Source organism: Amycolatopsis sp. NPDC058278, from assembly GCF_042881395.1.
Taxonomy (GTDB): Bacteria; Actinomycetota; Actinomycetes; order Mycobacteriales; family Pseudonocardiaceae; genus Amycolatopsis.
Genome location: NZ_JBHVXZ010000005.1, coordinates 78,195 through 99,161, shown reverse-complemented (window position 1 = coordinate 99,161; position 20,967 = coordinate 78,195). Strand labels below are relative to the sequence as shown.

Annotated in this window: 26 protein-coding genes and 1 pseudogene; 15 read left to right on the top strand and 12 right to left on the bottom strand. The window is 70.8% G+C overall.

Going from position 1 to position 20,967, the window contains the following annotated elements:
• Nucleotides 1-48: 48 nt before the first annotated feature.
• Genes hisD through hisB form a run of 3 tightly spaced genes read left to right on the top strand, consistent with a single transcriptional unit; the run spans nt 49 to nt 3,067 of the window.
• Nucleotides 49-1,374, top strand: coding sequence for a histidinol dehydrogenase (hisD, locus tag ACFVYA_RS04015; protein ID WP_387042139.1), 1,326 nt, complete (start codon nt 49-51; stop codon nt 1,372-1,374).
• Nucleotides 1,371-2,471 carry a histidinol-phosphate transaminase gene (locus ACFVYA_RS04010; protein ID WP_387042136.1) on the top strand — a complete coding sequence of 367 codons (1,101 nt, stop codon included), beginning with the start codon at nt 1,371-1,373 and terminating at the stop codon, nt 2,469-2,471. Before hisD ends, ACFVYA_RS04010 begins: the two co-directional genes overlap by 4 nt.
• On the top strand, nt 2,468-3,067 hold the full coding sequence (gene hisB, locus ACFVYA_RS04005) for an imidazoleglycerol-phosphate dehydratase HisB (RefSeq protein ID WP_285989510.1): 600 nt from the start codon (nt 2,468-2,470) through the stop codon (nt 3,065-3,067). Before ACFVYA_RS04010 ends, hisB begins: the two co-directional genes overlap by 4 nt.
• On the opposite strand, the gene ACFVYA_RS04000 is transcribed toward hisB, so the two are convergent.
• The gene (locus tag ACFVYA_RS04000) at nt 3,064-3,795 is read right to left on the bottom strand and encodes an MBL fold metallo-hydrolase (protein WP_387042133.1); all 732 of its coding nucleotides are present in this window, start codon (nt 3,793-3,795) and stop codon (nt 3,064-3,066) included. The genes hisB and ACFVYA_RS04000 overlap by 4 nt on opposite strands.
• A 17-nt stretch (nt 3,796-3,812) precedes the next feature.
• Between ACFVYA_RS04000 and ACFVYA_RS03995 the strand changes: the two genes are divergently transcribed.
• Nucleotides 3,813-3,971: a hypothetical protein gene (locus ACFVYA_RS03995; RefSeq protein ID WP_285989512.1), complete on the top strand. Its 159-nt coding sequence runs from the start codon at nt 3,813-3,815 to the stop codon at nt 3,969-3,971.
• Between the two features lie 5 nt (nt 3,972-3,976).
• On the opposite strand, the gene ACFVYA_RS03990 is transcribed toward ACFVYA_RS03995, so the two are convergent.
• Nucleotides 3,977-4,537: a TetR/AcrR family transcriptional regulator gene (locus ACFVYA_RS03990; protein ID WP_387042130.1), complete on the bottom strand. Its 561-nt coding sequence runs from the start codon at nt 4,535-4,537 to the stop codon at nt 3,977-3,979.
• Here ACFVYA_RS03990 and ACFVYA_RS03985 point away from each other — a divergent pair.
• Nucleotides 4,536-4,799, top strand: a pseudogene (locus ACFVYA_RS03985) (epoxide hydrolase N-terminal domain-containing protein); the annotation flags it as partial. The gene ACFVYA_RS03990 and the pseudogene ACFVYA_RS03985 overlap by 2 nt on opposite strands.
• A 98-nt stretch (nt 4,800-4,897) precedes the next feature.
• On the top strand, nt 4,898-5,662 hold the full coding sequence (locus tag ACFVYA_RS03980; RefSeq protein ID WP_387042127.1) for an alpha/beta fold hydrolase: 765 nt from the start codon (nt 4,898-4,900) through the stop codon (nt 5,660-5,662).
• 66 nt (nt 5,663-5,728) lie between these two features.
• On the opposite strand, the gene ACFVYA_RS03975 is transcribed toward ACFVYA_RS03980, so the two are convergent.
• Nucleotides 5,729-7,915 carry an MMPL family transporter gene (locus ACFVYA_RS03975; protein ID WP_387042124.1) on the bottom strand — a complete coding sequence of 729 codons (2,187 nt, stop codon included), beginning with the start codon at nt 7,913-7,915 and terminating at the stop codon, nt 5,729-5,731.
• A gap of 206 nt (nt 7,916-8,121) precedes the next feature.
• Between ACFVYA_RS03975 and ACFVYA_RS03970 the strand changes: the two genes are divergently transcribed.
• Nucleotides 8,122-8,715 carry a TetR/AcrR family transcriptional regulator gene (locus ACFVYA_RS03970; RefSeq protein WP_387042122.1) on the top strand — a complete coding sequence of 198 codons (594 nt, stop codon included), beginning with the start codon at nt 8,122-8,124 and terminating at the stop codon, nt 8,713-8,715.
• Nucleotides 8,716-8,942: 227 nt separating this feature from the next.
• Here the strand turns inward: ACFVYA_RS03970 and ACFVYA_RS03965 are convergent, their stop codons facing one another.
• Both ACFVYA_RS03965 and soxR read right to left on the bottom strand, forming a co-directional pair.
• A complete protein-coding gene (locus ACFVYA_RS03965; RefSeq protein WP_387042119.1) occupies nt 8,943-9,479 on the bottom strand; it encodes an RNA 2'-phosphotransferase in 537 nt (178 codons plus the stop codon).
• A 33-nt stretch (nt 9,480-9,512) separates the two neighbouring features.
• Entirely contained in the window at nt 9,513-9,974 is a 462-nt protein-coding gene (gene soxR, locus ACFVYA_RS03960) for a redox-sensitive transcriptional activator SoxR (protein WP_285989519.1), read from the bottom strand.
• A 52-nt stretch (nt 9,975-10,026) separates the two neighbouring features.
• Between soxR and ACFVYA_RS03955 the strand changes: the two genes are divergently transcribed.
• Both ACFVYA_RS03955 and ACFVYA_RS03950 read left to right on the top strand, forming a co-directional pair.
• Nucleotides 10,027-10,719, top strand: a complete 693-nt coding sequence (locus ACFVYA_RS03955) for a thiamine pyrophosphate-dependent enzyme (RefSeq protein ID WP_387042115.1) — start codon at nt 10,027-10,029, stop codon at nt 10,717-10,719.
• A gap of 5 nt (nt 10,720-10,724) precedes the next feature.
• Entirely contained in the window at nt 10,725-11,615 is an 891-nt protein-coding gene (locus tag ACFVYA_RS03950; RefSeq protein ID WP_387042113.1) for a transketolase family protein, read from the top strand.
• Here the strand turns inward: ACFVYA_RS03950 and ACFVYA_RS03945 are convergent.
• Both ACFVYA_RS03945 and ACFVYA_RS03940 read right to left on the bottom strand, forming a co-directional pair.
• Nucleotides 11,593-11,811: a hypothetical protein gene (locus ACFVYA_RS03945; RefSeq protein WP_387042111.1), complete on the bottom strand. Its 219-nt coding sequence runs from the start codon at nt 11,809-11,811 to the stop codon at nt 11,593-11,595. The genes ACFVYA_RS03950 and ACFVYA_RS03945 overlap by 23 nt on opposite strands.
• A gap of 185 nt (nt 11,812-11,996) precedes the next feature.
• Complete coding sequence (locus ACFVYA_RS03940) at nt 11,997-12,725, bottom strand: hypothetical protein (RefSeq protein WP_387042110.1); 729 nt, start codon at nt 12,723-12,725, stop codon at nt 11,997-11,999.
• Nucleotides 12,726-13,184: 459 nt separating this feature from the next.
• Between ACFVYA_RS03940 and ACFVYA_RS03935 the strand changes: the two genes are divergently transcribed.
• Nucleotides 13,185-13,616 (top strand): NUDIX hydrolase, encoded by a 432-nt coding sequence (locus ACFVYA_RS03935; RefSeq protein ID WP_387042108.1) that lies wholly within the window; start codon nt 13,185-13,187, stop codon nt 13,614-13,616.
• On the opposite strand, the gene ACFVYA_RS03930 is transcribed toward ACFVYA_RS03935, so the two are convergent.
• Genes ACFVYA_RS03930 through ACFVYA_RS03920 form a run of 3 tightly spaced genes read right to left on the bottom strand, consistent with a single transcriptional unit; the run spans nt 13,587 to nt 15,578 of the window.
• The gene (locus ACFVYA_RS03930) at nt 13,587-14,141 is read right to left on the bottom strand and encodes an NIPSNAP family protein (protein ID WP_387042106.1); all 555 of its coding nucleotides are present in this window, start codon (nt 14,139-14,141) and stop codon (nt 13,587-13,589) included. The two genes, ACFVYA_RS03935 and ACFVYA_RS03930, sit on opposite strands and share 30 nt — an antisense overlap.
• Nucleotides 14,142-14,178: 37 nt before the next feature.
• Nucleotides 14,179-15,354 (bottom strand): acyl-CoA dehydrogenase family protein, encoded by a 1,176-nt coding sequence (locus tag ACFVYA_RS03925; protein ID WP_387042103.1) that lies wholly within the window; start codon nt 15,352-15,354, stop codon nt 14,179-14,181.
• A 47-nt stretch (nt 15,355-15,401) separates the two neighbouring features.
• Nucleotides 15,402-15,578 (bottom strand): hypothetical protein, encoded by a 177-nt coding sequence (locus ACFVYA_RS03920; RefSeq protein ID WP_285989527.1) that lies wholly within the window; start codon nt 15,576-15,578, stop codon nt 15,402-15,404.
• Between the two features lie 172 nt (nt 15,579-15,750).
• Between ACFVYA_RS03920 and ACFVYA_RS03915 the strand changes: the two genes are divergently transcribed.
• The 3 genes from ACFVYA_RS03915 to ACFVYA_RS03905 are packed head-to-tail and all read left to right on the top strand — an operon-like array spanning nt 15,751 to nt 17,747.
• Nucleotides 15,751-16,614 carry a hypothetical protein gene (locus ACFVYA_RS03915; protein ID WP_387042100.1) on the top strand — a complete coding sequence of 288 codons (864 nt, stop codon included), beginning with the start codon at nt 15,751-15,753 and terminating at the stop codon, nt 16,612-16,614.
• 32 nt (nt 16,615-16,646) lie between these two features.
• Nucleotides 16,647-17,270 carry an imidazole glycerol phosphate synthase subunit HisH gene (gene hisH / locus ACFVYA_RS03910; protein WP_387042260.1) on the top strand — a complete coding sequence of 208 codons (624 nt, stop codon included), beginning with the start codon at nt 16,647-16,649 and terminating at the stop codon, nt 17,268-17,270.
• Nucleotides 17,271-17,747: a hypothetical protein gene (locus ACFVYA_RS03905; RefSeq protein WP_387042097.1), complete on the top strand. Its 477-nt coding sequence runs from the start codon at nt 17,271-17,273 to the stop codon at nt 17,745-17,747.
• Here the strand turns inward: ACFVYA_RS03905 and ACFVYA_RS03900 are convergent.
• Entirely contained in the window at nt 17,744-18,532 is a 789-nt protein-coding gene (locus tag ACFVYA_RS03900) for a hypothetical protein (protein WP_285989530.1), read from the bottom strand. The two genes, ACFVYA_RS03905 and ACFVYA_RS03900, sit on opposite strands and share 4 nt — an antisense overlap.
• Nucleotides 18,533-18,654: 122 nt before the next feature.
• Between ACFVYA_RS03900 and priA the strand changes: the two genes are divergently transcribed.
• The gene (gene priA, locus ACFVYA_RS03895) at nt 18,655-19,392 is read left to right on the top strand and encodes a bifunctional 1-(5-phosphoribosyl)-5-((5-phosphoribosylamino)methylideneamino)imidazole-4-carboxamide isomerase/phosphoribosylanthranilate isomerase PriA (protein WP_285989531.1); all 738 of its coding nucleotides are present in this window, start codon (nt 18,655-18,657) and stop codon (nt 19,390-19,392) included.
• A 172-nt stretch (nt 19,393-19,564) separates the two neighbouring features.
• Here priA and ACFVYA_RS03890 read toward each other — a convergent pair whose 3' ends face one another.
• On the bottom strand, nt 19,565-20,137 hold the full coding sequence (locus tag ACFVYA_RS03890) for an SgcJ/EcaC family oxidoreductase (RefSeq protein WP_387042093.1): 573 nt from the start codon (nt 20,135-20,137) through the stop codon (nt 19,565-19,567).
• 73 nt (nt 20,138-20,210) lie between these two features.
• Here ACFVYA_RS03890 and ACFVYA_RS03885 point away from each other — a divergent pair, with 73 nt between their 5' ends.
• Nucleotides 20,211-20,675, top strand: coding sequence for a MarR family winged helix-turn-helix transcriptional regulator (locus ACFVYA_RS03885; protein ID WP_387042089.1), 465 nt, complete (start codon nt 20,211-20,213; stop codon nt 20,673-20,675).
• Nucleotides 20,676-20,967 lie beyond the last annotated feature (292 nt).

The following is a 20,967-nucleotide window of genomic DNA, read 5'->3' as shown; positions in this document are numbered from 1 at the left end:
GGAGTATCGCCGAAAACCCGTTCGGTGTGACCTCGTACCCTGGTGGGCATGTTGAACCGCACCGACCTGCGCGGGCAGGTCCCGACCGCCGCCGAACTGCGCGCCACGCTGCCGCGTGCCGAATACGACGTGGACGCGGCGCTGCATCACGTGCGCCCGGTGGTCGAGGCGGTCCGCGACCGCGGTGTCGAAGCCGTCATCGAGTACACCGAGAAGTTCGACAAGGTACGTCCCGCGTCCGTGCGGGTGCCGCGGGCGAAGCTCACCGAGGCCCTGGCCGAGCTCGACCCGCAGGTGCGGGCGGCGCTGGAGGAGTCGATCACCCGCGCCCGGAAGGTGCACGCCGAGCAGCGCCGCACCGACGTCACGACCACCGTCGTCGAGGGCGGCACGGTCACCGAGAAGTGGGTGCCGGTCGAGCGCGTCGGGCTGTACGCCCCGGGTGGGCTGGCCGTGTACCCCTCGACCGTGGTGATGAACGTCGTCCCGGCGCAGATCGCCGGCGTCGGGTCCCTGGTCGTCTGCTCGCCGCCGCAGGCCGCGTTCGGCGGCCTGCCGCACCCGACCATCCTCGCCGCGGCCGAGCTGCTCGGCGTCGACGAGGTCTGGGCGGCGGGCGGCGCGCAGGCCGTCGCGCTGCTGGCGTACGGCGGCACGGACACCGACGGCGCCGAGCTGGCCCCGGTCGACATCGTCACCGGCCCCGGCAACATCTACCTCACCGCGGCCAAGCGGCTCCTGCGCGGCCTGATCGGCATCGACGCCGAGGCCGGGCCCACCGAGATCGCCATCCTGGCCGACGAGACGGCCGACCCGGTGCACGTCGCCGCCGACCTGATCAGCCAGGCCGAGCACGACCCCCTCGCCGCGAGCGTCCTGGTGACGACGTCGCCCGAGCTGGCCGACGCCGTCGACAAGGAACTGGTGAACCGCGTCGCCGCGACGAAGCACACCGAGCGGGTCGCGGAAGCCTTGGCCGGCAAGCAGTCCGGCGTCATCCTGGTGTCCACAGTGGAGGATGGTCTGCGCGTCGTCGACGCCTACGCCGCCGAGCACCTGGAGATCCAGACGGCGGACGCGCGCGCGGTCGCCGCCCGGGTCCGCAACGCCGGCGCGATCTTCGTCGGCGCGTACGCCCCGGTGTCGCTCGGTGACTACTGCGCCGGGTCCAACCACGTCCTGCCCACCGGCGGGTTCGCCCGCCACTCCTCGGGCTTGTCCGTGCAGAGCTTCCTCAAGGGCATCCACGTCGTGGACTACACCGAGGACGCGCTGCGCGAGGTCGCCGGCCGCGTCGTCGCGCTGGCCAACGCCGAGGACCTGCCCGCGCACGGCGAGGCCGTCGCCGCGCGCTTCGGAGGCGAGGCCCGATGACCATCGGCGAAGAGGTCACCCTGGACCAGCTGCCGCTGCGGGACGACCTGCGCGGCAAGTCGCCGTACGGCGCGCCGCAGCTGGACGTCCCGATCCGGCTCAACACGAACGAGAACCCGTACCCGCCACCGCCCGAGCTGGTCGCGGACATCGCCGAGGCGGTCCGCGCGGAGGCCGCCGAGCTGCACCGCTACCCGGATCGCGACGCGGTGGCGCTGCGGCAGGACCTGGCCGACTACCTGAGCGTGTCGACGCGGGTCGTGCTGTCGGAGGCGAACGTCTGGGCCGCCAACGGGTCCAACGAGGTGCTGCAGCAGATCCTGCAGGCGTTCGGCGGTCCCGGGCGCAGCGCGCTCGGCTTCGAGCCGTCGTACTCGATGCACCCGATCATCGCCTCGGGCACCCGCACCGAGTGGGTGCCGGCGCCGCGCCGCGCCGACTTCACCCTCGACACGGCCGCGGCGGCCGCGGTCATCTCGGAACGGCGTCCGGACGTCGTGTTCGTCACCAGCCCGAACAACCCGACCGGCGCCTCGATCCCCGTCGAGGAGCTGCGGGCGATCCTGGACGCGGCCACCGGGATCGTCGTGGTCGACGAGGCGTACGTGGAGTTTTCCTCGCAGGCCAGTGCGGTGCACCTGCTGGCGGACTACCCTTCGCGGTTGATCGTGTCGCGCACGATGAGCAAGGCGTTCGCGTTCGCGGGCGGCCGGCTCGGCTACCTGGCGGCGGCGCCGGCGGTGGTCGACGCGCTGCAGCTGGTGCGCCTGCCGTACCACCTCTCGCGGCTGACGCAGGCGGCGGCGCGGGCGGCGCTGCGGCACGCGGACGCCACTTTGGACAGTGTGCACAAGCTGGCGGCCGAACGCGACCGCGTCGTGGAAGCGCTGGCGGGCCTGGGTTACGACCCGGTGCCGAGCGATTCGAACTTCGTCCTCTTCGGACGGTTCAGTGACCCGCACGCCGCCTGGCAGTCCTATCTGGACGCCGGGGTGCTGATCCGCGACCCGGGCATCCCCGGTCACCTGCGTGTCAGCATCGGTACCCCGGAAGAGAACGACGCCTTCCTCGAGGCGAGTAAGGAAGTCTCGCGATGACCCGCATCGGCAAGGTCGAACGGACCACCAAGGAGTCCTCGATCTCCGTCCAGCTGGACCTCGACGGAACGGGCGAAGTCGACATCTCGACCGGCGTCCCGTTCTACGACCACATGCTGACGGCGTTCGGCGTCCACGGCTCGCTGGACCTGAAGGTCGAGGCCACCGGCGACGTCCACATCGACGCCCACCACACGGTGGAGGACACGGCGATCGTGCTGGGGCAGGCGATCCGCCAGGCCCTGGGTGACAAGAGCGGCATCCGCCGCTTCGGCGACGCGTGGATCCCGATGGACGAAACGCTGGCCCACGCGGCCATCGACGTCTCGGGCCGGCCGTACTGCGTGCACGTGGGCGAGCCGGAGCAGTTCAACACGTTCACGATCGGCGGCAACTACCCGTTCGTGCTGACGCGGCACGTGTTCGACTCGCTGGCGTTCCACGCGCAGATCGCGCTGCACGTGCGGGTGATCCACGGCCGCGACCCGCACCACATCGCGGAGGCGGAGTACAAGGCGGTGGCCCGGGCACTGAGGGCGGCGACCGAGCCGGACCCGCGCGCGGGCGGCATCCCCTCCACGAAGGGCGTGCTCTAGAACACGGCGCCGGGCGCCGCGACCTCGATACTTCCCTTGTGGACGGTCGCGGCGCGCTCGGTGGCCTCGTCCGGTGTCAGGAACGGGCCGAGGTGGGTCAGCAGGAGCCGCCCGGCCCCGTGCGCGGCGCGGGCGGCGTCCTCGGGCGTGAGGTGGACCGCGGACGGCTCCGGACCGTCGGCTTCGCAGAGGAAGAGGTCGGCCCCGTTGGCCAGTTCGGTGAGGGCGGCGCACGGGCCGGTGTCGCCGGAGTAGGCGAGCACGCGGTCGCCATCGGTGACGCGGACGCCGAAGGCGGGGAAGCCGTGTTCGACCGCGGTCGTGGCCAGGGTCAGGCCGTTCACTTCGGTGACGTGGCCGTCGTGCAGCTCGTGCACCTGAAAAGCCTGCTCGATCGGCGCCGGGCCGGTGTTGCTGAGGAAGTCACGCAGCTTTTCGCGGATCCCGGGCGGCCCGTGGAGCGGCAGCGGTTTCGCGGGCCGGAGATCGGCGAAAAGCAGCGCGTACACGGCCGGCAGCAAGTCGGCGACGTGGTCGGCGTGCAGGTGCGAAATCCAGATGGCGTCGACGTCGGTGAGCGCGGTGTGGTCCTGCAGCGCGGCGAGGGTGCCGGGGCCGGCGTCCAGCCAGACGGTCGCGCCGGCTCCGCGGACGAGGTACCCGGAGCACGGCGCGCCGGGGCGGGGGTACGGGGTCGCGCTGCCCAGCACGATCAACTCCAAGGACATGTGGCACCCTAACCCGCATGAGCAACGGAGTCGTCGGCGTCCTTCTGCTCGCCCTGGGCGGTTTCCTGGTGGGCGGCGTGTACTCGACGTGGAAGACGGCGAAGTTCATGGCCGTGGTGCTCGGCGTCGCGGCCGTCCTCGCCATCGGTGGCGCGATCTTCTGGTTCTCGAGCTAGCACCCTCACCCGTCGGCAAGACGCTGGATGGTGGCGCTCAGCCAGGCCTCGAGCTCGGCGGGATCGCCGAGCTCGGACCGCAGGACCCGGCGGCGCGTGGAGACGCCGAGCACGAACGCGTCGATCGCCGCGGCCCGGTTGCGGGCGTCCGCGTCGGTGAGGCCGCTGTCGCGCAGGTAGCGGTGCAGCGGCTCCAGCGAGTTCGTGTCGAGGAACGCGGCCAGCGCTTCCGCCGCTTCCGGGCGTTCGCCGGACGCGCGGTGCAGCACCAGCAGCGGATCCTCCCCGGGCGCGCCGAACCAGCGCTGGACGATGTTCGCCGCGAGGCGGGCGCCCAATGTGGAACGGTCACCGTCGAAGGAGCCCGTGACCGGGATCTCCACGCGGGTCGCGGCCAGGAAAAGGCCGTCCTTGCCGCCGAAGTAGCGCGTGATGAGGTTGGGTGACACGCCGGCGGCGTCGGCCACGCCTTTGACCGTGACCGCCGTGTAGCCGTGGCGGGCGAACTGGCGTCGGGCGTGCTCCAGGATCCGCTGCCGGGTGGCGGCCGCGTCGCGCGAACTCATGTGTACGAGCATACACATGATGTGTACGCTGATACACATGGACGACGAGATGCGTGACCGGCTCCGGCGGACCAGGCGGGTCACGACCCCGTGGAGTGCGGACCGCACCCGCGGCATCGGCGGCACCCGCCTCGACGCGCTCCTCGCACGCTGGGCGAACGGGTACGACTGGGAGGTCCACCAGCGCCGCATCGGCGAGTACCCCTGGGTGACGGTGCGGGCGGAGGGCACCGACCTGCGAGTCATCCACCAGCGGTCCGCGGATCCCGGCGCGCCGGTCGTCGTGCTGCTGCACGGCTGGCCGGACTCGGTGCTGCGGTTCGAGCGCGTCCTGCCGCTGCTCGCGACACGCACGTGGTGGTGCCCGCGCTGCCGGGCTTCCCGTTCGCGGCCCCGCTCACCACGCCCGGGATGTCGGCCGGCCGGATGGCGGGGCTCATCGCGGCTGCTCTCGCCGAGCTCGGTTACCCGAGGTACACGGTGTCCGGCGGGGATGTGGGTGGCACCGTCGCGGAGATCCTCGCGGGCGAGCACCCGGACCGGGTGGCCGCCCTGCACCTGACGAACGTCGCCCCGCAGCGCGCGCTCACGGTGGATCCGGCGAAGCTCGCGCCCGATGCCGCGGCCTACCTCGCCCGGGCGGGGCAGTGGTTCCGGACCGAGGGCGGGTACATCGCCGCGCAGTCGACGCGGCCGAACACGCTCGCCGTCGCCCTCGGCGACTCACCCGCCGGCCTCGCGGCGTGGATCGCCGAAAAACTCGAGTCGTGGTCCGACGAGGGGGCGTTCACCGAGGACGACCTGCTCACCTGGGTCACCGCCTACTGGGTCACCGGCGCGATCGGCACCTCGTTCGCCACCTACGCCGAACCGGCGGCGCTGCCCGCCCGGGTCGACACGCCGACCGTGCTTTCGGTGTTCCCGCGGGACACCAAACCGGAGCCGCGGAGCTACGCCGAAGTGTTCCTGAACGTCCGCGAGTACGTGGAACACGGTGCCGGGGGCCACTTCGCGGCCTGGGAACAGCCGGCGGCGTACGCCGCCGACCTGCGCCGGGCGGTCGAGCTGGGCGCCGAACCTGCCCCCACCCTCCCGGGGGGCGTCCCACGTCCAGTCTATCGGTAGGGCCCGACAAAACCCGTGGCCGAAGCCTGGTTGTCCACAACCCCGCGGGGTTGTGGACAACCAGGGTCAGCGGCTCGCGCCGACCAGTTCCCGCTCCTCGGGCTCGTCGAGCTGCTTCGTGAGCTTCTCGCCCTCGACGTCGACGTCCGGCAGGATCCGGTCCAGCCACTTCGGCAGCCACCACGCGCCGCGGCCGAGCAGGGACATCACCGCCGGGACCAGCGTCATGCGGACCACGAACGCGTCCACCAGCACGCCGAACGCCAAGGCGAAGCCGATCGACTGGATCAGCGACGACTCCGCGAGCACGAACCCGGCGAACACGCTGATCATGATCAGCGCCGCCGCGACCACCACGCGCGCCCCGTGCCGGAAGCCGGTGACCACCGCCTCCTGCGGCTCCGCGCCGTGGACGTGCTCCTCGCGCATCCGCGTCACCAGGAACACCTGGTAGTCCATCGCCAGCCCGAACAGCACGCCGATCAGCAGGATCGGCAGCATGCTCATGATCGGGCCGGTCGACGCGACGCCGAGCAGGTCCGTCAGCCAGCCCCACTGGAACACCGCGACCACCGCGCCGAAGGTCGCCGCGACCGAGCCCAGGAAACCGATCGTCGCCTTCAGCGGCACCACCACCGAGCGGAACACCAGCATCAGCAGCACGAACGCCAGCCCGACGATCAGCGCCAGGTACGGCAGCATCGCGTCCGACAGCTTCTCGGAGACGTCGATGTTCGCCGCGGTCTGGCCGGTGACGGACAGCTTCGCGCCCGTCCCGGTCTCCAGCGCGCCGGAGCCGGTGCGGATCGCGGCCACCAGGTCCTCGGTCTGCGAGCTGCTCGGGCCGCTCTTCGGGATCACCGTGAGCAGCGCGGTGTCACCGGCCTGGTTGACCCGCGGCGGGGTGACGGCGGCGACGTCGGGCAGCTTCTGGATGTCGGCCGCGGCCCGGCCGAGCGCGGCCTGGCGGTTCGTGCTCGAAGAGACGTCGACGACGACCAGCAGCGGCCCGTTCGAGCCTTCGCCGAAGCTGCGGCTGGCGATCTCGTACGCCTTGTGCTGCGTCGACTCCGGCGCGGCCGTGCTGTCGTTGGGCAGGCCGAGCTGCATGCTCAGCGCTGGCAGCGCGATGACGGCCATCCCGGCCAACGCGAGCAGCAGCACCGGGATCCGGTGGCGGCCGACGAACCGCGCCCAGCGTTCGCCGTGCGTCGGTTCGACCGGCTTGCGGCGCAGCCGGATGCGGTCGCCGGCGACCCGGGCCCCGGCGAAGCCGAGGATCGCGGGCAGCAGCGTCAGGGCGATGAGCACGGCGACCGCGACGGTGACGGCGGCGGCGACGCCCATCTGGCCGAGGAACGGGATGCCGATCACGGTGAGGCCGGCCAGCGCGATGATGACGGTGAGCCCGGCGAAGACCACGGCGGACCCGGCGGTGCCCGCGGCGCGGCCGGCGGCTTCTTCGGGGTCGCGGCCGATGCCCAGTTCGTGGCGGTAGCGCGAAACGATGAACAGCGCGTAGTCGATGCCGACGGCCAGGCCGATCATCAGCGCCAGGACCGGCGTGTTCGAGTTGAGCTCGAGGAAGCCGGAGGCGAGGAAGATGCCCGCCATTCCGGTGCCGACGCCGATCAGCGCGGTGAGCAGGGGGATCCCGGCCGCGAGCAGCGAGCCGAACGTGATGACCAGCACGACGGCGGCGACCGCGACACCCAGGCCCTCGGTGGCCCCGGTCGCGGGCACGCCCTGCACGGCGTCACCACCGAACTCGATGGTGAACCCGGCGGTCCGGCCGGCGTTCGCGGTGTCCAGCAGCGCCTGACGGTCCTCGTCGGTCAGCTCGTACGCCTTCGCTCCGTAACTGACCTGGGCGAGCGCGACGCGCTGATCGGGTGAGATCGACTGCACCTGGAACGGGTCGACCACGGCGGCGACCTTCGGTGCCGTCTTCAGCTGCCCGACGAGGGCTTCGACGGCGGCCCTGCCCTTCGCGTCGGTCACCGTGCTCCCGGCCGGGGCCTCGATGACGACGCGCGCGGTGGCGCCACCCGCGTTGGCCTGCGGGAACTTCTCCGTGAGCTGGTCGATCGCCCGCTGCGACTCGGTGCCGGGGATCGTCACCGAGTTCGACAGCTGGCCCGACAGCGTCAGCGCGCCCAGGCCCAGTGCCACCAGGACCGCCGCCCAGACGGCCGCGACCAGCGCTCTGCGCCGGAAGGAAAACCGGCCGAGCCGGTACAGGAAGGTCGCCACGAGTCAGCTCCGTTTCGCCCGGATGGGCTCGGTTCACTCCATCAGGTCCTTTCCCAAGCTAGCCGATCGGCAAGGAAAGGTCCAAGCCGATCGGCAAGTATGTGACTTGCCGAACAGCAAGGTTTATCCCTAGCCGTTCGGCTAGTAAGGCGGTTTGCCGATCGACAGGGAGTGACGTAGGCTCCGACGGCTGCTGAGGAGGAAGAATGACCGCCGGCCCGGCCGAGGACACCCGGACCCGACTGCTGCAGACCGCGCTGCGCTTGTTCACCGAACACGGGGTCGAGGGCACGTCGCTGCAGATGATCGCCGACGCGCTGGGCATCACCAAGGCGGCTGTGTACTACCACTTCAAGACGAAGGCGGAGATCACCGAGGCGGTCGCCGAGCCGGGCGTCCGCGACCTGGACGAACTGGTCCGCCGGGCGGCGGCGCAGAAGCGCCGGGGTGCGCAGGTGGACCTGCTGCTGGACGGTTTCGTCGACCTGGTGATCCGCCACCGGGCGCTGGTGGCGCTGTTTTCGAGCGACCCGGGCATCGCCCGCGCGATCGAGAAGTCGGCCCACGGCGGCATGGAGGGCTTCGGCCGGGCGTTGCTGGCCATCCTGTCGGGCCCCGACCCGGACACGACGGCCCGCGTGAACGCCCTGGTGACGTTGACGGGCATCGCCATGGCGGGCGGCTCCCCGGACCTGGCCGGCCTCGGTGACGAGGAGCTCCGCACGGAGCTCCTCGACGTGGGCCGCCGCCTCCTCGGCCGCCCCCGCCGCCGAACCCTCACCCCCGTGTCGACCCTCTGATCACGCGAGATGACTCTCCAGTCACGCGAGATGCCCGCCTGATCACGCGAGTTCCGTGCTCAATCACGCGAGTTCCGCCCGCAGTCACGAGTTCCGGCCCCAGTCACGCGAGTTCCGTGCTCAATCACGCGAGTTCCGCCCGCAGTCACGAGTTCCGGCCCCAGTCACGCGAGTTCCGTTCGCAGTCACGCGAGTTCCGTTCGCAGTCACGCGGGTTCCGGCCTCGGTCACGCCAGTGGGCGCGACAAGTACTCCGGTGGCACCGCCGGCGTCAGCCAAACTCCGTTGGCGCTCACCTGGAACGCGTGGCCGGCCGCGGTCATTGCGGCGGCGTCGATCCGGAGGATCACCGGCTGGCCGCGGCGGGCGCCGACGATTCTTGCCGTTTCCACCGTCGCCGAGAGGTGGACGGCGTGGCGGTTCATCGGACGGAGGCCCTCGCGGAAGATCGCGTCGAGGTACTTGGCCACCGTGCCGTGGTAGAGCACGGCCGGTGGCGTCGCGTCCGGTAAAGCCAAGTCGACCGTGACGCTGTGGCCCTGGCTCGCGCGGATGCGCGTGCCCGTTTCGTCGAAGGCGAAGCGGCGCTTGTTGTTCTTCTCGACCACTTCGTCGAGCTCCGCGCGGGTGATCGAGAGGGCGCGCACGAGCGCGTCGACCGAGGCCCAGCCGTCGGTGGTGAGCGTGAGGCCGAGGGCGGCGGGATCGTGGCGCAGGTGCCGCGCCAGCCGCTTCGAGATGCGGATCAGTTCCTTTTCGTTCATTGCCTCCCCAGCATCCCGCCGGGCGCAAGCGGTTTAGATGCCGCCCTCGACCGCGGGACGCAGTTTGCTCGCGCCCGGCCCGAAGCGGGCCAGCTCGTCGTCGTTGTTGTACAACGCGCAGCTGCGCAGGGAAAGGCAGCCGCAGCCGACGCAGCCGGTGAGCCGGCTGCGAAGCCGCTGCAGGGCGTCGATGCGCGCGTCGAGCTCGTGCTGCCAGTCGCGGGACAGGCGGGCCCAGTCCGCCTTCGTCGGCGCGTGGTCCGCCGGCAGCGTGGCCAGCGCCGCGCTGATGTCCTCGAGGGAGAGCCCGACCCGCTGCGCGGCGCGGATGAACGCGATCCGGCGCAGCACCGAACGCGCGTACCGGCGCTGGTTGCCCGCCGACCGCTCCGAACTGATCAGCCCCTTCTCCTCGTAGAACCGCAGTGCCGTGTGCGGAACCCCGCTGCGTTCCGCCACCTGTCCGATGCTGAGATGTTCAGCGAGCCTGGTCACCAGGTCAGGCTATCCTTGACTTCGAGTTTAGTCGAGGTTGCATCGTCGGGTCATGACCACTGTGACCGAACCGGGCTACGCCGGCCTGCCCCGGCTGATATCGCTGATGACCGGCGACGAAAAGCACAGCGCCGCCGCGGAGTCCACTTTGGACGTCCTGTGGGTGCTCTACGACCGCGTGCTCGACATCACGCCCGAAAACTTCCGCGAGCCTGGGCGCGACCGGTTCCTGCTGTCCAAAGGGCACGGGCCGATGGCGTACTACGCCGTGCTGACCGCGAAAGGCTTCATCGCCGAGGCCGAACTGGCGACCTGGTCCGACTCGGTCTCGCGGCTCGGCTACCACCCCGACCGGCGCCGCATCCCCGGCGTCGAAATCTCCAGCGGCTCCCTCGGCCACGGCCTGCCGATCGCCCTCGGCACCGCGCTCGGCCTGCGCGCCCGCGGCCTGACCGGCGCGAAGGTCGTGACGCTCGTCGGCGACGCCGAGCTGGACGAGGGCTCGAACCACGAGGCGATCGTCGTCGCGGCGCGCGACAACCTCGAAAACCTGACCACGGTGGTGATCGACAACCAGTCGTCGACGCGCGGCTGGCCGGGTGGCATCGCCCGCCGCTTCGCCGTCGAAGGCTGGGAGACGCGCACGGTGTCCGGCCGCGACCACGACGCGTTGTACGAAGCCTTCACCACCGCCCACCCCGGCCGGCCGCTGGCCGTGGTCGCCGTCGTCGAACCGAAGGGCTGAACACGATGCCGATGCGGGAAACCTTCCTCGCCACCACCGAACAGATCATCGACGCCGACCCGGACGTCGCGGTCGTGCTGGCCGACATCTCGGCCGCGCAGCTCGCCGGCGCCGCGCGGCGGCACCCGGACCGGGTGATCAACGTCGGGATCCGCGAGCAGCTGCTGGTCGGCACGGGCGCCGGGCTGGCGCTCGCGGGCCTGCGGCCGATCGTGCACACGTTCCCGTCGTTCCTGGTGGAGCGCGCTTTCGAGCAGATCAAGCTGGACTTCTCGCACCAGGAGGTGGGTGGCGTCCTGGTGTCGTGGGGGGCGTCGTACGACATGTCGACGGCGGGCCGCACCCACCAGTCGCCGGGCGACGTCGCCCTGATCGATTCCCTGCCGGGCTGGACGGTCCACGTACCGGGCCACCCGGCGGAGGCCCGCCGGTTGCTGCTGGAGTCGATCCCGGGCGACGGCCGCGTGTACCTGCGGCTTTCGGCGCAGGAAAACGCTTCCCCGCACCTGGGCGTCGGGTTCACGAGGCTGCGTTCCGGGTCGGCCGGGTTGGTGCTGGCGGTGGGGCCGGTCCTGGACCGCGTCCTGCGCGCGACGGTGGGCCTGGACGTGACGGTGCTGTACGCCTCGACGATCCGGCCGTTCGACGGCGCCGGTCTGCGATCGGCGGTGCTTTCCGCCGCGGCCGACGTCGTGCTCGTGGAGCCGTACCTGGCGGGGACGTCGGCGCATTGCGTGGCGGAGGCGCTTTCCGAGGTACCGCACCGGTTGAAGACGCTCGGGGTCCGGCGGGACGTGGAGGTGCGGACGTACGGGGAGATCGCGGACCACGACCTGGCGCACGGGCTGGACGCCGGGTCGCTGGGGTTGGCGATCAGGGAGTTTTTGGGGGAGTAGGCGGGGTGTCGCCGGCGCTGGGGGTGCCGGCGGCAGGGTGTTCGTAGCTCAGGTTCACCTCATCGTCTCCGGCGAGCAGGCGCATCAGCTTGACGTTGTTTTCGCGCTCCGTGTCGGTGTCGTCCGGCTGCTCCAGGTGCAGGTTTTCATAGAATTTGAACCGGTTGAGATCGAGTACCGTCCGCACCATTTCCATGTACTCGGCGGCAGCGGCGATTGAGGCGCGGTAGGCGATGTAGGCGAGGAAGTACGGTCCGAGTGCGGCAAGAAGCCACCAGCCGTCCGTGCACAGGAAGCCGACTCCCTCGGCGGTGGCGAGGAGCGCGACGACGCACAGCCGGACGGAGGTGTCCAGCTGCTGTCTGGTGTCTTGGAGGTAGCTCAGGTGGGTTTCCGGCGCGACCAGGGCGATGTACGGGTTGCCCGGACGGCGTCCAGCGCGTACTGGCGGCCGATGGAATCTTCGGCTGAACGCAGCGTGTTGCCCAGCCGGGTGGGCATCATCCGGTCCAGGTCTGGGTAGTGCGCGAGCAAAGACGGGATCGATGTCATCGTTGCGTGTGTTCCGCCGGCGGGATGGGCTTGTGCGCTGAACATGAGGTTTTCGAGTTCTTGCTTCAGTCGCTCCGAGTCCCACCTGGCCGGATCCTGCGCGTTGGTGGGGTCGTCCACCAGTTTGCGGAGATAGCGGGCGACGAGCAACTTCGCGAGCACGCGATTTCGGCGTTGTTCGAGTTTGTCCCTTCGATCCCGAAGTCGCTCGAACCGCTTCCGATGGTGCGTGATGCGCAAGCGGAGCAGGCCGACGGCGATCCGCGAACTTCCCCAGTACCCTTCCAGGATTTTCGTCATGGCGAGCTGCAGCGGGTGCAGAAACAGGGCCACCAGCACTGTGCTCAGCAGGAGCCAGGCGACTTCGCTCACCTTGATGTTTTTCAGCTTGTCGGCCAGATCGCCGAGGGACGGTGGTCCCGACCATGCCCCGCTTTTGATGAGGGCGAACGTCCAGGCGCTCAGGAAGAGAACCGGCAGCATGCTCACGACGCTGAAATAACGGCCGATCCGTGAGCCCAGGCTCATTGCGGTGTCCGGTAGCGAAGGTGCGCTCACGGGATTCGCTTTTCGCGGGGAATCACGTCGTTGCACTCCCGGCACCAATATCCTCTGCGCGTCTTGAGGAGCTTGGTCGTCCGGTGCGTCGGGCAGTGACCGTCGCCCTGTGGCCGCGCGCTGTCGCCAGGCGGCTTGATGGGCGGGTTCTGGATCGGAAGGAGCCGCTGGGTGCGGACCAGACCGACGAGGAGCCGAAGCCTGCGCATGCGCCTCACCCCGCCCTCCAGGATCCGACCATGTTAGGCCAGCATTCAGGCCCAGTCGACAAGCGAGGACGAGGTGATCATGGGGTCGTCGCCCTGGGCGGTGCCCGCTGTGGGCATTGTGGTTGTGGCCCTCGCCGGTGTGTGGGGGAGCGGGTGGGCCTGGCTTGCCGTCGGGGTGCTGGCCGTGATCGGTGGGGGGTGGGCCGGCTGGCTCGTGCTTCGGGAGCCGCGGGTCGATAGCGTGACGACCATGCCATCCATCAGGCCGATCGCCTTGGGGATCATCCGGCGCGGCGACTCACTGCTCGTCTTCGAGGCGCACGACGACGTCAAAGGCGAGACCTACTACCGGCCGCTCGGGGGTGGGATCGAGTTCGGTGAGTACGCCGAAGCCGCCCTCAAGCGGGAGTTTCTCGAGGAGCTCGATGCCGAGATCGAAGTCGGTGAGTTGCTCGGGGTGCTCGAGAACGTCTTCACCTGGCGGGACCGGCCCGGGCACGAGATCGCCTTCCTCTACGCCGCCGAGTTCGCCGATCCGGGCCGCTATGAGCGCGACGAGATGAAGATCCTCGACGATCCCGCCACCGCGCGGTGGGTCGACTTCCGGGACGGCAGCAAGATCCTCTACCCCCAGGGACTCACCGAACTCCTCTCACCGGAGCAAGGACCGGGACGTCGGTGACAGCTCCACCGATGATGCCGATGGCATCCGGCTGAACCACACCGAGAACGGGCCGTCCGTGCGGACCGGCAGCTGCGGGAAGTCGTTCGGAGCCGGCTCCGTCTCGAACGCCGCGAACGCCGACTCCGGTGGGGGCGCGGGCGGGGAAACCGTCACGTGCACACCCGTACCCGGTGGTGGCGAAGCCAGGCCGCGGCGGACCGGGCGCAGCAGCAGCACGTTGTCGGAGTCGATCATCGTCTCGTTCGCCGCCGAACGATGCGCCTTCCACGCCGGGCCGAAGTAGAACTCCTCCAGTGCCGCCTTGCGCTCGGACATCGTGCGGAAACCGCGCAGCCACACGAACTCGTCCGGGCACGCGCGCGAGCGGAACAGGCCGAACAAGTGCGCGCCCGCCGCTTCCTGCGGCTCGACGAACTCGCGCTCGAACAGCTCGATCAGCTCGTCGCGCCGGCCGGGGTGCAGGGTGTAGCGCCGCAGCTCCACCACGGTTTCGAACTCGGAGAACAACTCGGAGAAAGTCATGGTGCAGAAGCTAGCGGCCACCACCGACAAAAAACGATCAGCGGAACGCCGCCAGGCCGGTGACCGCCTGGCCGAGGGACAGCGCGTGCATCTCCTCGGTGCCTTCGTACGTCAGCACCGTCTCGAGGTTCGCCATGTGCCGCATCACCGGGTATTCCAGCGAAATCCCGTTGGCGCCGAGCATCGAACGCGCGGTCCGGGCCACGTCCAGCGCCGACCGGACGTTCGCCATCTTCCCGAAGCTGACGTGGTTGTGGTGCAGGGCGCCGGCGTCCTTGAGCCGCCCGATCTGCAGCGCCACCAGTCCGGCGCGGTTGACCTCGACGAGCAGGTCGGCGAGCTTGCGCTGGGTCAGCTGGAACCCGGCGAGCGGCTTCCCGAACTGCGAACGCGCGAGCGTGTACTCCAACGCGGCTTCGTAGCACGCGCGCGCCGCGCCGACGACGCCGAATAGGATCCCGTAGCGAGCTTCGTTCAGGCAGGACAGCGGGCCGCGCAGGCCGCGGACCTCGGGAAACGCGGCTGACGAAGGCAGCCGGACGCCGTCGAGCACCAGTTCCGCGGTCAGGGACGCCCGCAGTGACAGCTTGTGCTTGACCTCGTTCGCGGTGAAGCCCGGCGTCGACGTCGGGACGACGAAGCCGCGGATCCCGTCGTCGGTCTGCGCCCAGACGACCGCGACGTCGGCGACGGTCCCGTTGGTGATCCACATCTTCGTGCCCGAGAGCACCCAGTCGGACCCGTCGCGCACCGCGCGGGTCCGCATCGAACCGGGGTCGCTGCCCGCGTCCGGCTCGGTCAGCCCGAAGCAGCCCAGCGCGTCGCCGGTGGCCATCCGCGGCAGCCACTCCTGCCGCTGCTCCTCGCTGCCCCACCGGTGGATCGCGTACATCGCCAGCGACCCCTGCACCGAGACGAAGCTGCGCAGGCCCGAGTCGACGGCCTCCAGTTCGCGGCACGCGATGCCGTACGCGATGGCGCTGGTGCCGGCGCAGCCGTAGCCCTCCAGGTGCATGCCGAGCAGGCCGAGCGAGCCGAAGCCCTTCGCCAGCTCAGCCGCGGGCAGCGCGCCCGTTTCGTACCAGTCGGCGACGTGGTCCAGCAGGTGGTCCTTCGCGTACGCACGGACGGCGTCGCGGATGGCGCGTTCCTCCTCGGCGAGCCCGGCGTCGAGGTCGAGGAAGTCGTGCGGATCAGGGGTGCGGCTGCTCATGAGGGCTCCCGGGGACGCGTCGATGCGGCTCCCGCAGGAAACCACAGTCAGGCGTCTGTTCTCCGCGTGGCGTTCGTCACGCGCGCGGCAGACGCGCTCGGCGTGCACCGCGGGCGGGTCTGCTGGCGAGGGATCAGCAGCTCGGTGAACTGCGGAAACGGCACGCTCTCGATGTCGTCACGCCAGGCGTGCAGCATCTCGGACAGCAGATCGTCCTCGGCCATCTTCGCCTCCCTGGCGTCCGGTCGTGGCGGGCTGAGCGCACACGATCGGGTGAAGTGATACCCGGCGAGCGGGACGGTCAAACCGAGTTCCCCAAGATTTTTCCGGGCGGTGTGCGCTCTGTGGCAGGATGGCTTCGCCGCCGCCAAGGCCTCAACTCCTCCAGGAGCGCACATGCGCGCACTGCGGACGGCAAGTCTGCTCGCCCTCACCACCGCCACCCTGCTCGCCGCCACCGGCGTCGCCACCGCGCACGGAACCCGCTGGCAGCAGATCGGCCACACCACCGCCGAGAACCGGATCAGCGGTGAAGGCCTCGCGACCCTCCGGCTGCCCGGCCACGCCCCCGAGATCCTCTACCGCAACGGCGCCACCATTCCGCAGCCGCTCAAGGACGAGGGCTGGGGCCACGTCGGCGACCCCGACTCGCTGCGCGGGTACGTCTTCGACGTCTACCAGGACACGCGGAGCCCGGCGCCGGCCACGAAGATGTACCTGGTCACCAAGCCGGACGGGACGACGACGGAGTTCGTCCACCCGCTGCAGCCCGACGAGCCGGCCGCCAACGCGAACGCCCAGGTCGCGGCCACCCCCGACGGGCAGTGGCTCGTCTCCGGCCCGCTCGGGGAGATCGACCGGCTCTTCGTCTCCCCGACGCCCTTCCTGAACCCGCGCGGCCCGAAGGTGGCCGGCGACCTCCCGGTCGCCGCCCGCATCCACCTGGACCACCACGTCCGCAGCGCCCAGGGCTGCGACTTCGTCGGCGCGACGCGCCTGATCTGCGCGACCAGCGACCCGTACAACGACCTGTACCCGACCAACCTGCAGCTCCTGCAGATCGACCTCGCGCGGCCGCTGAACGGCCACGACGTGACCGCCCGGGTGCACGAGATCGGCCAGGTTCCGCTGGTCAGCACCTGTACGGGCACCTTCACCCCGGAAGGCGTCGACTACGACGACGGCGTGCTGCGCGTCGAGGTCGTGCCGCCGTCACCCTGCAACACGGTGACCGACGTCTATTCCTTCGAGCGCCGCTGAGGGCGACGGCTACGCTGGGTGGCGTGTCTCGTGTGGTGATCCTCGACTACGGTTCCGGCAACCTCCGCTCCGCCGAACGCGCTGTGGCGCGCGCCGGGGCCGACGTCGAGGTGACCGCCGATCCGCATGCCGCCGTCGAAGCCGACGGGCTCGTCGTGCCCGGGGTCGGTGCCTACTCCGCCTGCATGGCGGGGCTGCTGGACGTCCAGGGGCACCGGATCATCGGGAAGCGGCTCGCCGGCGGCCGCCCGGTGCTCGGCATCTGCGTCGGCATGCAGATCCTCTTCGCCCGCGGGGTCGAGCACGGCGAGGAGACCGAAGGCACCGGGGAATGGCCCGGTGTCGTCGACCGGCTGCACGCCGACGTCCTGCCGCACATGGGGTGGAACACCGTGCGCGCGCCCGCGGACTCGCAGCTCTTCGCCGGTCTCGACCCCGAGGAGCGGTTCTACTTCGTGCACTCTTACGCCGCTCGCACGTGGGAGCTGGACGGCCTGCCCGGGCAGGAGCCGAAGGTTACCTGGGCCCACCACGGCGAGGACTTCGTCGCCGCGGTCGAAAACGGGCCGCTGTGGGCCACCCAGTTCCACCCGGAGAAGTCCGGGGATGCCGGGGCGCAGCTGCTGCGCAACTGGCTGGACTTCGTGGCGAGCTGAGTGACCGAGGTCCCGGTGGCCGACTTCGTCCGGTTCTTCGGAGACGGCGGTATCCGCGTCCGGCTGGACTGGAGCAGGCTGGCCACGGAATGCCGGATCGAGGCGATCACCAGCCGGTCGGCGGCCGTGCTCGGTGACCTGCGAACGGTCTGGTACGCCGGGCCGGACGGCCGGAACAGCGAATTTCGCGACGCGGGCGCCAGACCGTTGCGGGTCCGCGAGGCCGCCCTCACCGAAGCCTCCTGGCCGGCCAAGCGCGCCGCGCGGATCGCCGAGTTCGAGGCCCGTTTCCGCGCCGACGCCGGATCCGTCCAGCTTCCGCTCCCGGTCTACGTCCTCGGTGACGGCGGGTTCCTGCTGCTGGACGGCACGCACCGGGCGGTCGCGGCCCACCGCACCGGAGGGAACCTGCGATTGCTCCTGTTCGCCGTCCACGGCCCACAGGATGAGGGCATGCTGCCGGACCTGCGCTTCTAGCCGGCCACTCGTTCGGCCTCGGCCCGCTGGATCACGGCTTCGAACGCCATGTTGCGCAGTGCTTCCCAGCGTTCCGCCCGCCGCAGCCGCCGAATCGACCGCAGCAGGGCGGTGCACACCAGCAGACCGGCCGGGACCGCGGCGATCCGGATGGTGACCAGCTCGTCGCCGACGGCCAGCACGTCGACGGTGCAGAGCAGGACCGGAACCAGCAGGCCGGCCAGGACGTTGATCTCCAGCTCGAGGAAGTCCAGCCGGAACGCCGCCGACCGGCCGCGCAGCCACAGCTTGCTGTAGACGAACACCTCGAGATCGGCGTCGGCGACGTGCCCGCCACCCACACCGGTCCAAACTCCGACGGACTTGCCGTCGCCGTCGACCAGTTCGAGCACCGGATGCTGCCGGACGAGCGCGTCGGCCGCTTCCTCGCCCACCAGCTCCCGCACCCGCGGCCAGCTCGGCGAATCCGGGTGCCGGCGGCGACTGCGTTTCTCCAGCCTGCCCACCGTGACGAACGCCAGCTCGCGGGAGAGGTAGCCGAGCACGAACGCGCCCGACAGGCCCACGGCGGCGAACAGCACGATGCCCGCGCCGCGGACGCCGGACAACGCGTCGACGAAGAACCCCAGGTCCGTTCCGGGGTGCCGGGCGTAGTGGATCCCCAGCAGGGTCACTTCGGTGAGCACACCCGCTCCCGGCAACAGGACGCTCACCAGCTGGACGACGACGTAGAACGGCAGCCGCTCGGAGAAGGAATACCCGGCTTCCTTGCCCGTCGCTTCCACCAGGCCCCCTTCCGGAACCGCAGTAAGAGTACGGCCGCGCGGCGCGGGCGGCTATCGGCCGAACTGGTCGGCCGGCGACCCGCTGACCGGGTGATCCGGGTCGCCGCCCTAGAGTTACGCGCGTGACTTTCACGCTGCTTCCCGCCGTTGATGTGGCCGATGGCCAGGCCGTGCGACTCGTCCAGGGCGAGGCCGGCACCGAGACCTCCTATGGCAGCCCGCTCGAGGCCGCGCTCGCCTGGCAGCGCGACGGCGCCGAGTGGATCCACCTGGTCGACCTCGACGCCGCGTTCGGCAAGGGCAGCAACCGCGAGCTGCTCGCCGAGGTCGTCGGCCGGCTCGACGTGCAGGTCGAGCTCTCCGGCGGCATCCGCGACGACGCGTCGCTGAAGGCCGCCCTGGACACCGGGGCCCGGCGGGTCAACCTCGGCACCGCCGCGCTCGAGGACCCGGAGTGGACCAGCCGGGTCATCGGCGAGTACGGCGACCGCGTCGCGATCGGCCTCGACGTCCGGATCACCGAGGCGGGCCACCGCCTTTCGGCCCGCGGCTGGACCTCCGACGGCGGCGACCTGTGGGACGTCCTGGAGCGCCTCGACCGCGACGGCGCGTCCCGCTACGTCGTCACCGACGTCAGCAAGGACGGCACGCTGCGCGGCCCGAACCTCGAGCTGCTGCGCGACGTCGTCGCCCGCACGGACGCACCGGTGATCGCCTCCGGCGGGGTGTCCAGCGTGGCCGACCTCGTCGCCTTGGCGGGCTTGGCGTCCGACGGCGTCGAGGGTTCCATCGTCGGCAAGGCGCTCTACGCCGGCGCGTTCACGCTGCCGGAGGCCCTCGCCGCGGTCGCGAAGGTCTAGCCGAGCACGGCGCGTCGATGCCGGATGTCGAACTGCGCTCGGCTCTGCGGCATGTGCTCGACCGGCTTGCGGCACGACCGGGCGACTGGTCATGGCTGGCCGAGTTCAGGGACCAGCTAGCCGAGCAGCGACACCGCGGTCCGGCGGGGCAGTAGCCCGGCGGCCGCGGTGATCACCGCGTTCGGCCGTCCCGACACCACCGTCGGCCCTTCGCGGCGGCGCACCGCTCGGAGGGCCCGCGCCGCGACGTCCTCCGGTGTCTGCACCAGCCACGACGGCACCCCGAGTCCCGGCTTGGGCGTGAACCCGAGCGTCGAGGACACGTTTCCGGCGCGAACGCGAACGAGACGCGCTCCATCAACGGCTTCCGCCGGGTGTTGTGGAACGCCGCGACGAGCCAGCGGCCGCCGTCGCGGACCAGCGTGTACGTCTGGACCTTCGACAGCTTCTTCGGCGCGTCGCCCTTGTACGTGTCGCCGCCGGTGCTCACCACCGCGACGTCCGCGCCGAGGAACCGCACGTCGAGGACCTCGTGCGCGAGCTTGGTGCCCTTGAGGAACTTCTCGAACAGGACGCGGTGGCTGCCCGCGATGTCGTCGCGGCCGGAGTACCGCGTGCCGACGAAGGTCACGTACGTCGCGTCTTCGGTGAAGTGAGCGCCGTAGGCGTCGGCGTCGCCCCGGCCCCAGGCGTCGGCGAGCGAGTCGAGCACGGCGGTGACGGCGGTCCGGTCGGTGGTCATCATGGTCGCCTCCTATACTTAGCTTCATGTGTGCAGTATCTGCACGCGTGCAGATATTAAGCACGAGGAGGAGTGGATGGCAAGCGAGCGGCACGGGGTGTTCCGGCGGTACCTGGACGCGGTCGGCCTGCACGGGCTGGCCGGTGCGGAGGCGGCCGGGCTGCACGCCACCGAGTGGTACGCGCTCAGCCTGCTCGACTTGGAGGGCCCGCTGACGTCGGGCGAGCTGTCCACGCGCACCGGCCTCACCACGGGTGCGACGACCCGGCTGATCGACCGGCTGGAGCGGGCGGGCTACGTCCGCCGCGCGGCCGACCCGGCCGACCGGCGCAAGGTGGTGGTCGAGCCGGTGCCGGACGCGCTCGCCGGCGTGGAGGCGATCGTCGGGCCGGCGCGCGGGCGGATCGCCGAGGTCATCGGCCGGTGCTCGCCGGAGCAGCAGGAGGTGCTGTTCGACTACTTCGCCCGGGCGGCGCCGGCCTATCGCGAAGCGTCGGAAGAGATCCGGAAGGCGACGCGGGGACGTCAGGCCGGACGGTAGGTCGTGACCGTGCCGCCGTGGCCGAACGTGAGGACTTCGGCGGGCGTGAACCCGCGCGGCCCGAAGCCGCCGCCGAACATCGGCACTCCGCCGCGGCCGGGTCGGCCTCGGTCGGCGACAGCGAAAGCCGACGTACTGCCGCAGGTGCGGGTACGGATTGGGGATGCCTTCGGCCAGGCCAGGGGGATCGAGTAGGTGCCGCGGCCTTCCCGATGAGCGGCCGGATGTGCCACGGCATGGTCTCCGGGGACTCCGCGCCCAGGGACGATCATGTCCAGGGCTTGCGCATGGG

What these genes read in the sequence shown, in the direction of transcription:
- hisD (WP_387042139.1), top strand. Translation starts at nt 49, where the DNA reads ATGTTGAACCGCACCGACCTGCGCGGGCAGGTCCCGACCGCCGCCGAA.
- ACFVYA_RS04010 (WP_387042136.1), top strand. Translation starts at nt 1,371, where the DNA reads ATGACCATCGGCGAAGAGGTCACCCTGGACCAGCTGCCGCTGCGGGAC.
- hisB (WP_285989510.1), top strand. Translation starts at nt 2,468, where the DNA reads ATGACCCGCATCGGCAAGGTCGAACGGACCACCAAGGAGTCCTCGATC.
- ACFVYA_RS04000 (WP_387042133.1), bottom strand. Translation starts at nt 3,795, where the DNA reads ATGTCCTTGGAGTTGATCGTGCTGGGCAGCGCGACCCCGTACCCCCGC.
- ACFVYA_RS03995 (WP_285989512.1), top strand. Translation starts at nt 3,813, where the DNA reads ATGAGCAACGGAGTCGTCGGCGTCCTTCTGCTCGCCCTGGGCGGTTTC.
- ACFVYA_RS03990 (WP_387042130.1), bottom strand. Translation starts at nt 4,537, where the DNA reads ATGAGTTCGCGCGACGCGGCCGCCACCCGGCAGCGGATCCTGGAGCAC.
- ACFVYA_RS03970 (WP_387042122.1), top strand. Translation starts at nt 8,122, where the DNA reads ATGACCGCCGGCCCGGCCGAGGACACCCGGACCCGACTGCTGCAGACC.
- ACFVYA_RS03965 (WP_387042119.1), bottom strand. Translation starts at nt 9,479, where the DNA reads ATGAACGAAAAGGAACTGATCCGCATCTCGAAGCGGCTGGCGCGGCAC.
- ACFVYA_RS03955 (WP_387042115.1), top strand. Translation starts at nt 10,027, where the DNA reads ATGACCACTGTGACCGAACCGGGCTACGCCGGCCTGCCCCGGCTGATA.
- ACFVYA_RS03950 (WP_387042113.1), top strand. Translation starts at nt 10,725, where the DNA reads ATGCCGATGCGGGAAACCTTCCTCGCCACCACCGAACAGATCATCGAC.
- ACFVYA_RS03945 (WP_387042111.1), bottom strand. Translation starts at nt 11,811, where the DNA reads ATGGAAATGGTGCGGACGGTACTCGATCTCAACCGGTTCAAATTCTAT.
- ACFVYA_RS03935 (WP_387042108.1), top strand. Translation starts at nt 13,185, where the DNA reads ATGCCATCCATCAGGCCGATCGCCTTGGGGATCATCCGGCGCGGCGAC.
- ACFVYA_RS03930 (WP_387042106.1), bottom strand. Translation starts at nt 14,141, where the DNA reads ATGACTTTCTCCGAGTTGTTCTCCGAGTTCGAAACCGTGGTGGAGCTG.
- ACFVYA_RS03925 (WP_387042103.1), bottom strand. Translation starts at nt 15,354, where the DNA reads ATGAGCAGCCGCACCCCTGATCCGCACGACTTCCTCGACCTCGACGCC.
- ACFVYA_RS03920 (WP_285989527.1), bottom strand. Translation starts at nt 15,578, where the DNA reads ATGGCCGAGGACGATCTGCTGTCCGAGATGCTGCACGCCTGGCGTGAC.
- ACFVYA_RS03915 (WP_387042100.1), top strand. Translation starts at nt 15,751, where the DNA reads ATGCGCGCACTGCGGACGGCAAGTCTGCTCGCCCTCACCACCGCCACC.
- ACFVYA_RS03890 (WP_387042093.1), bottom strand. Translation starts at nt 20,137, where the DNA reads ATGATGACCACCGACCGGACCGCCGTCACCGCCGTGCTCGACTCGCTC.
- ACFVYA_RS03885 (WP_387042089.1), top strand. Translation starts at nt 20,211, where the DNA reads ATGGCAAGCGAGCGGCACGGGGTGTTCCGGCGGTACCTGGACGCGGTC.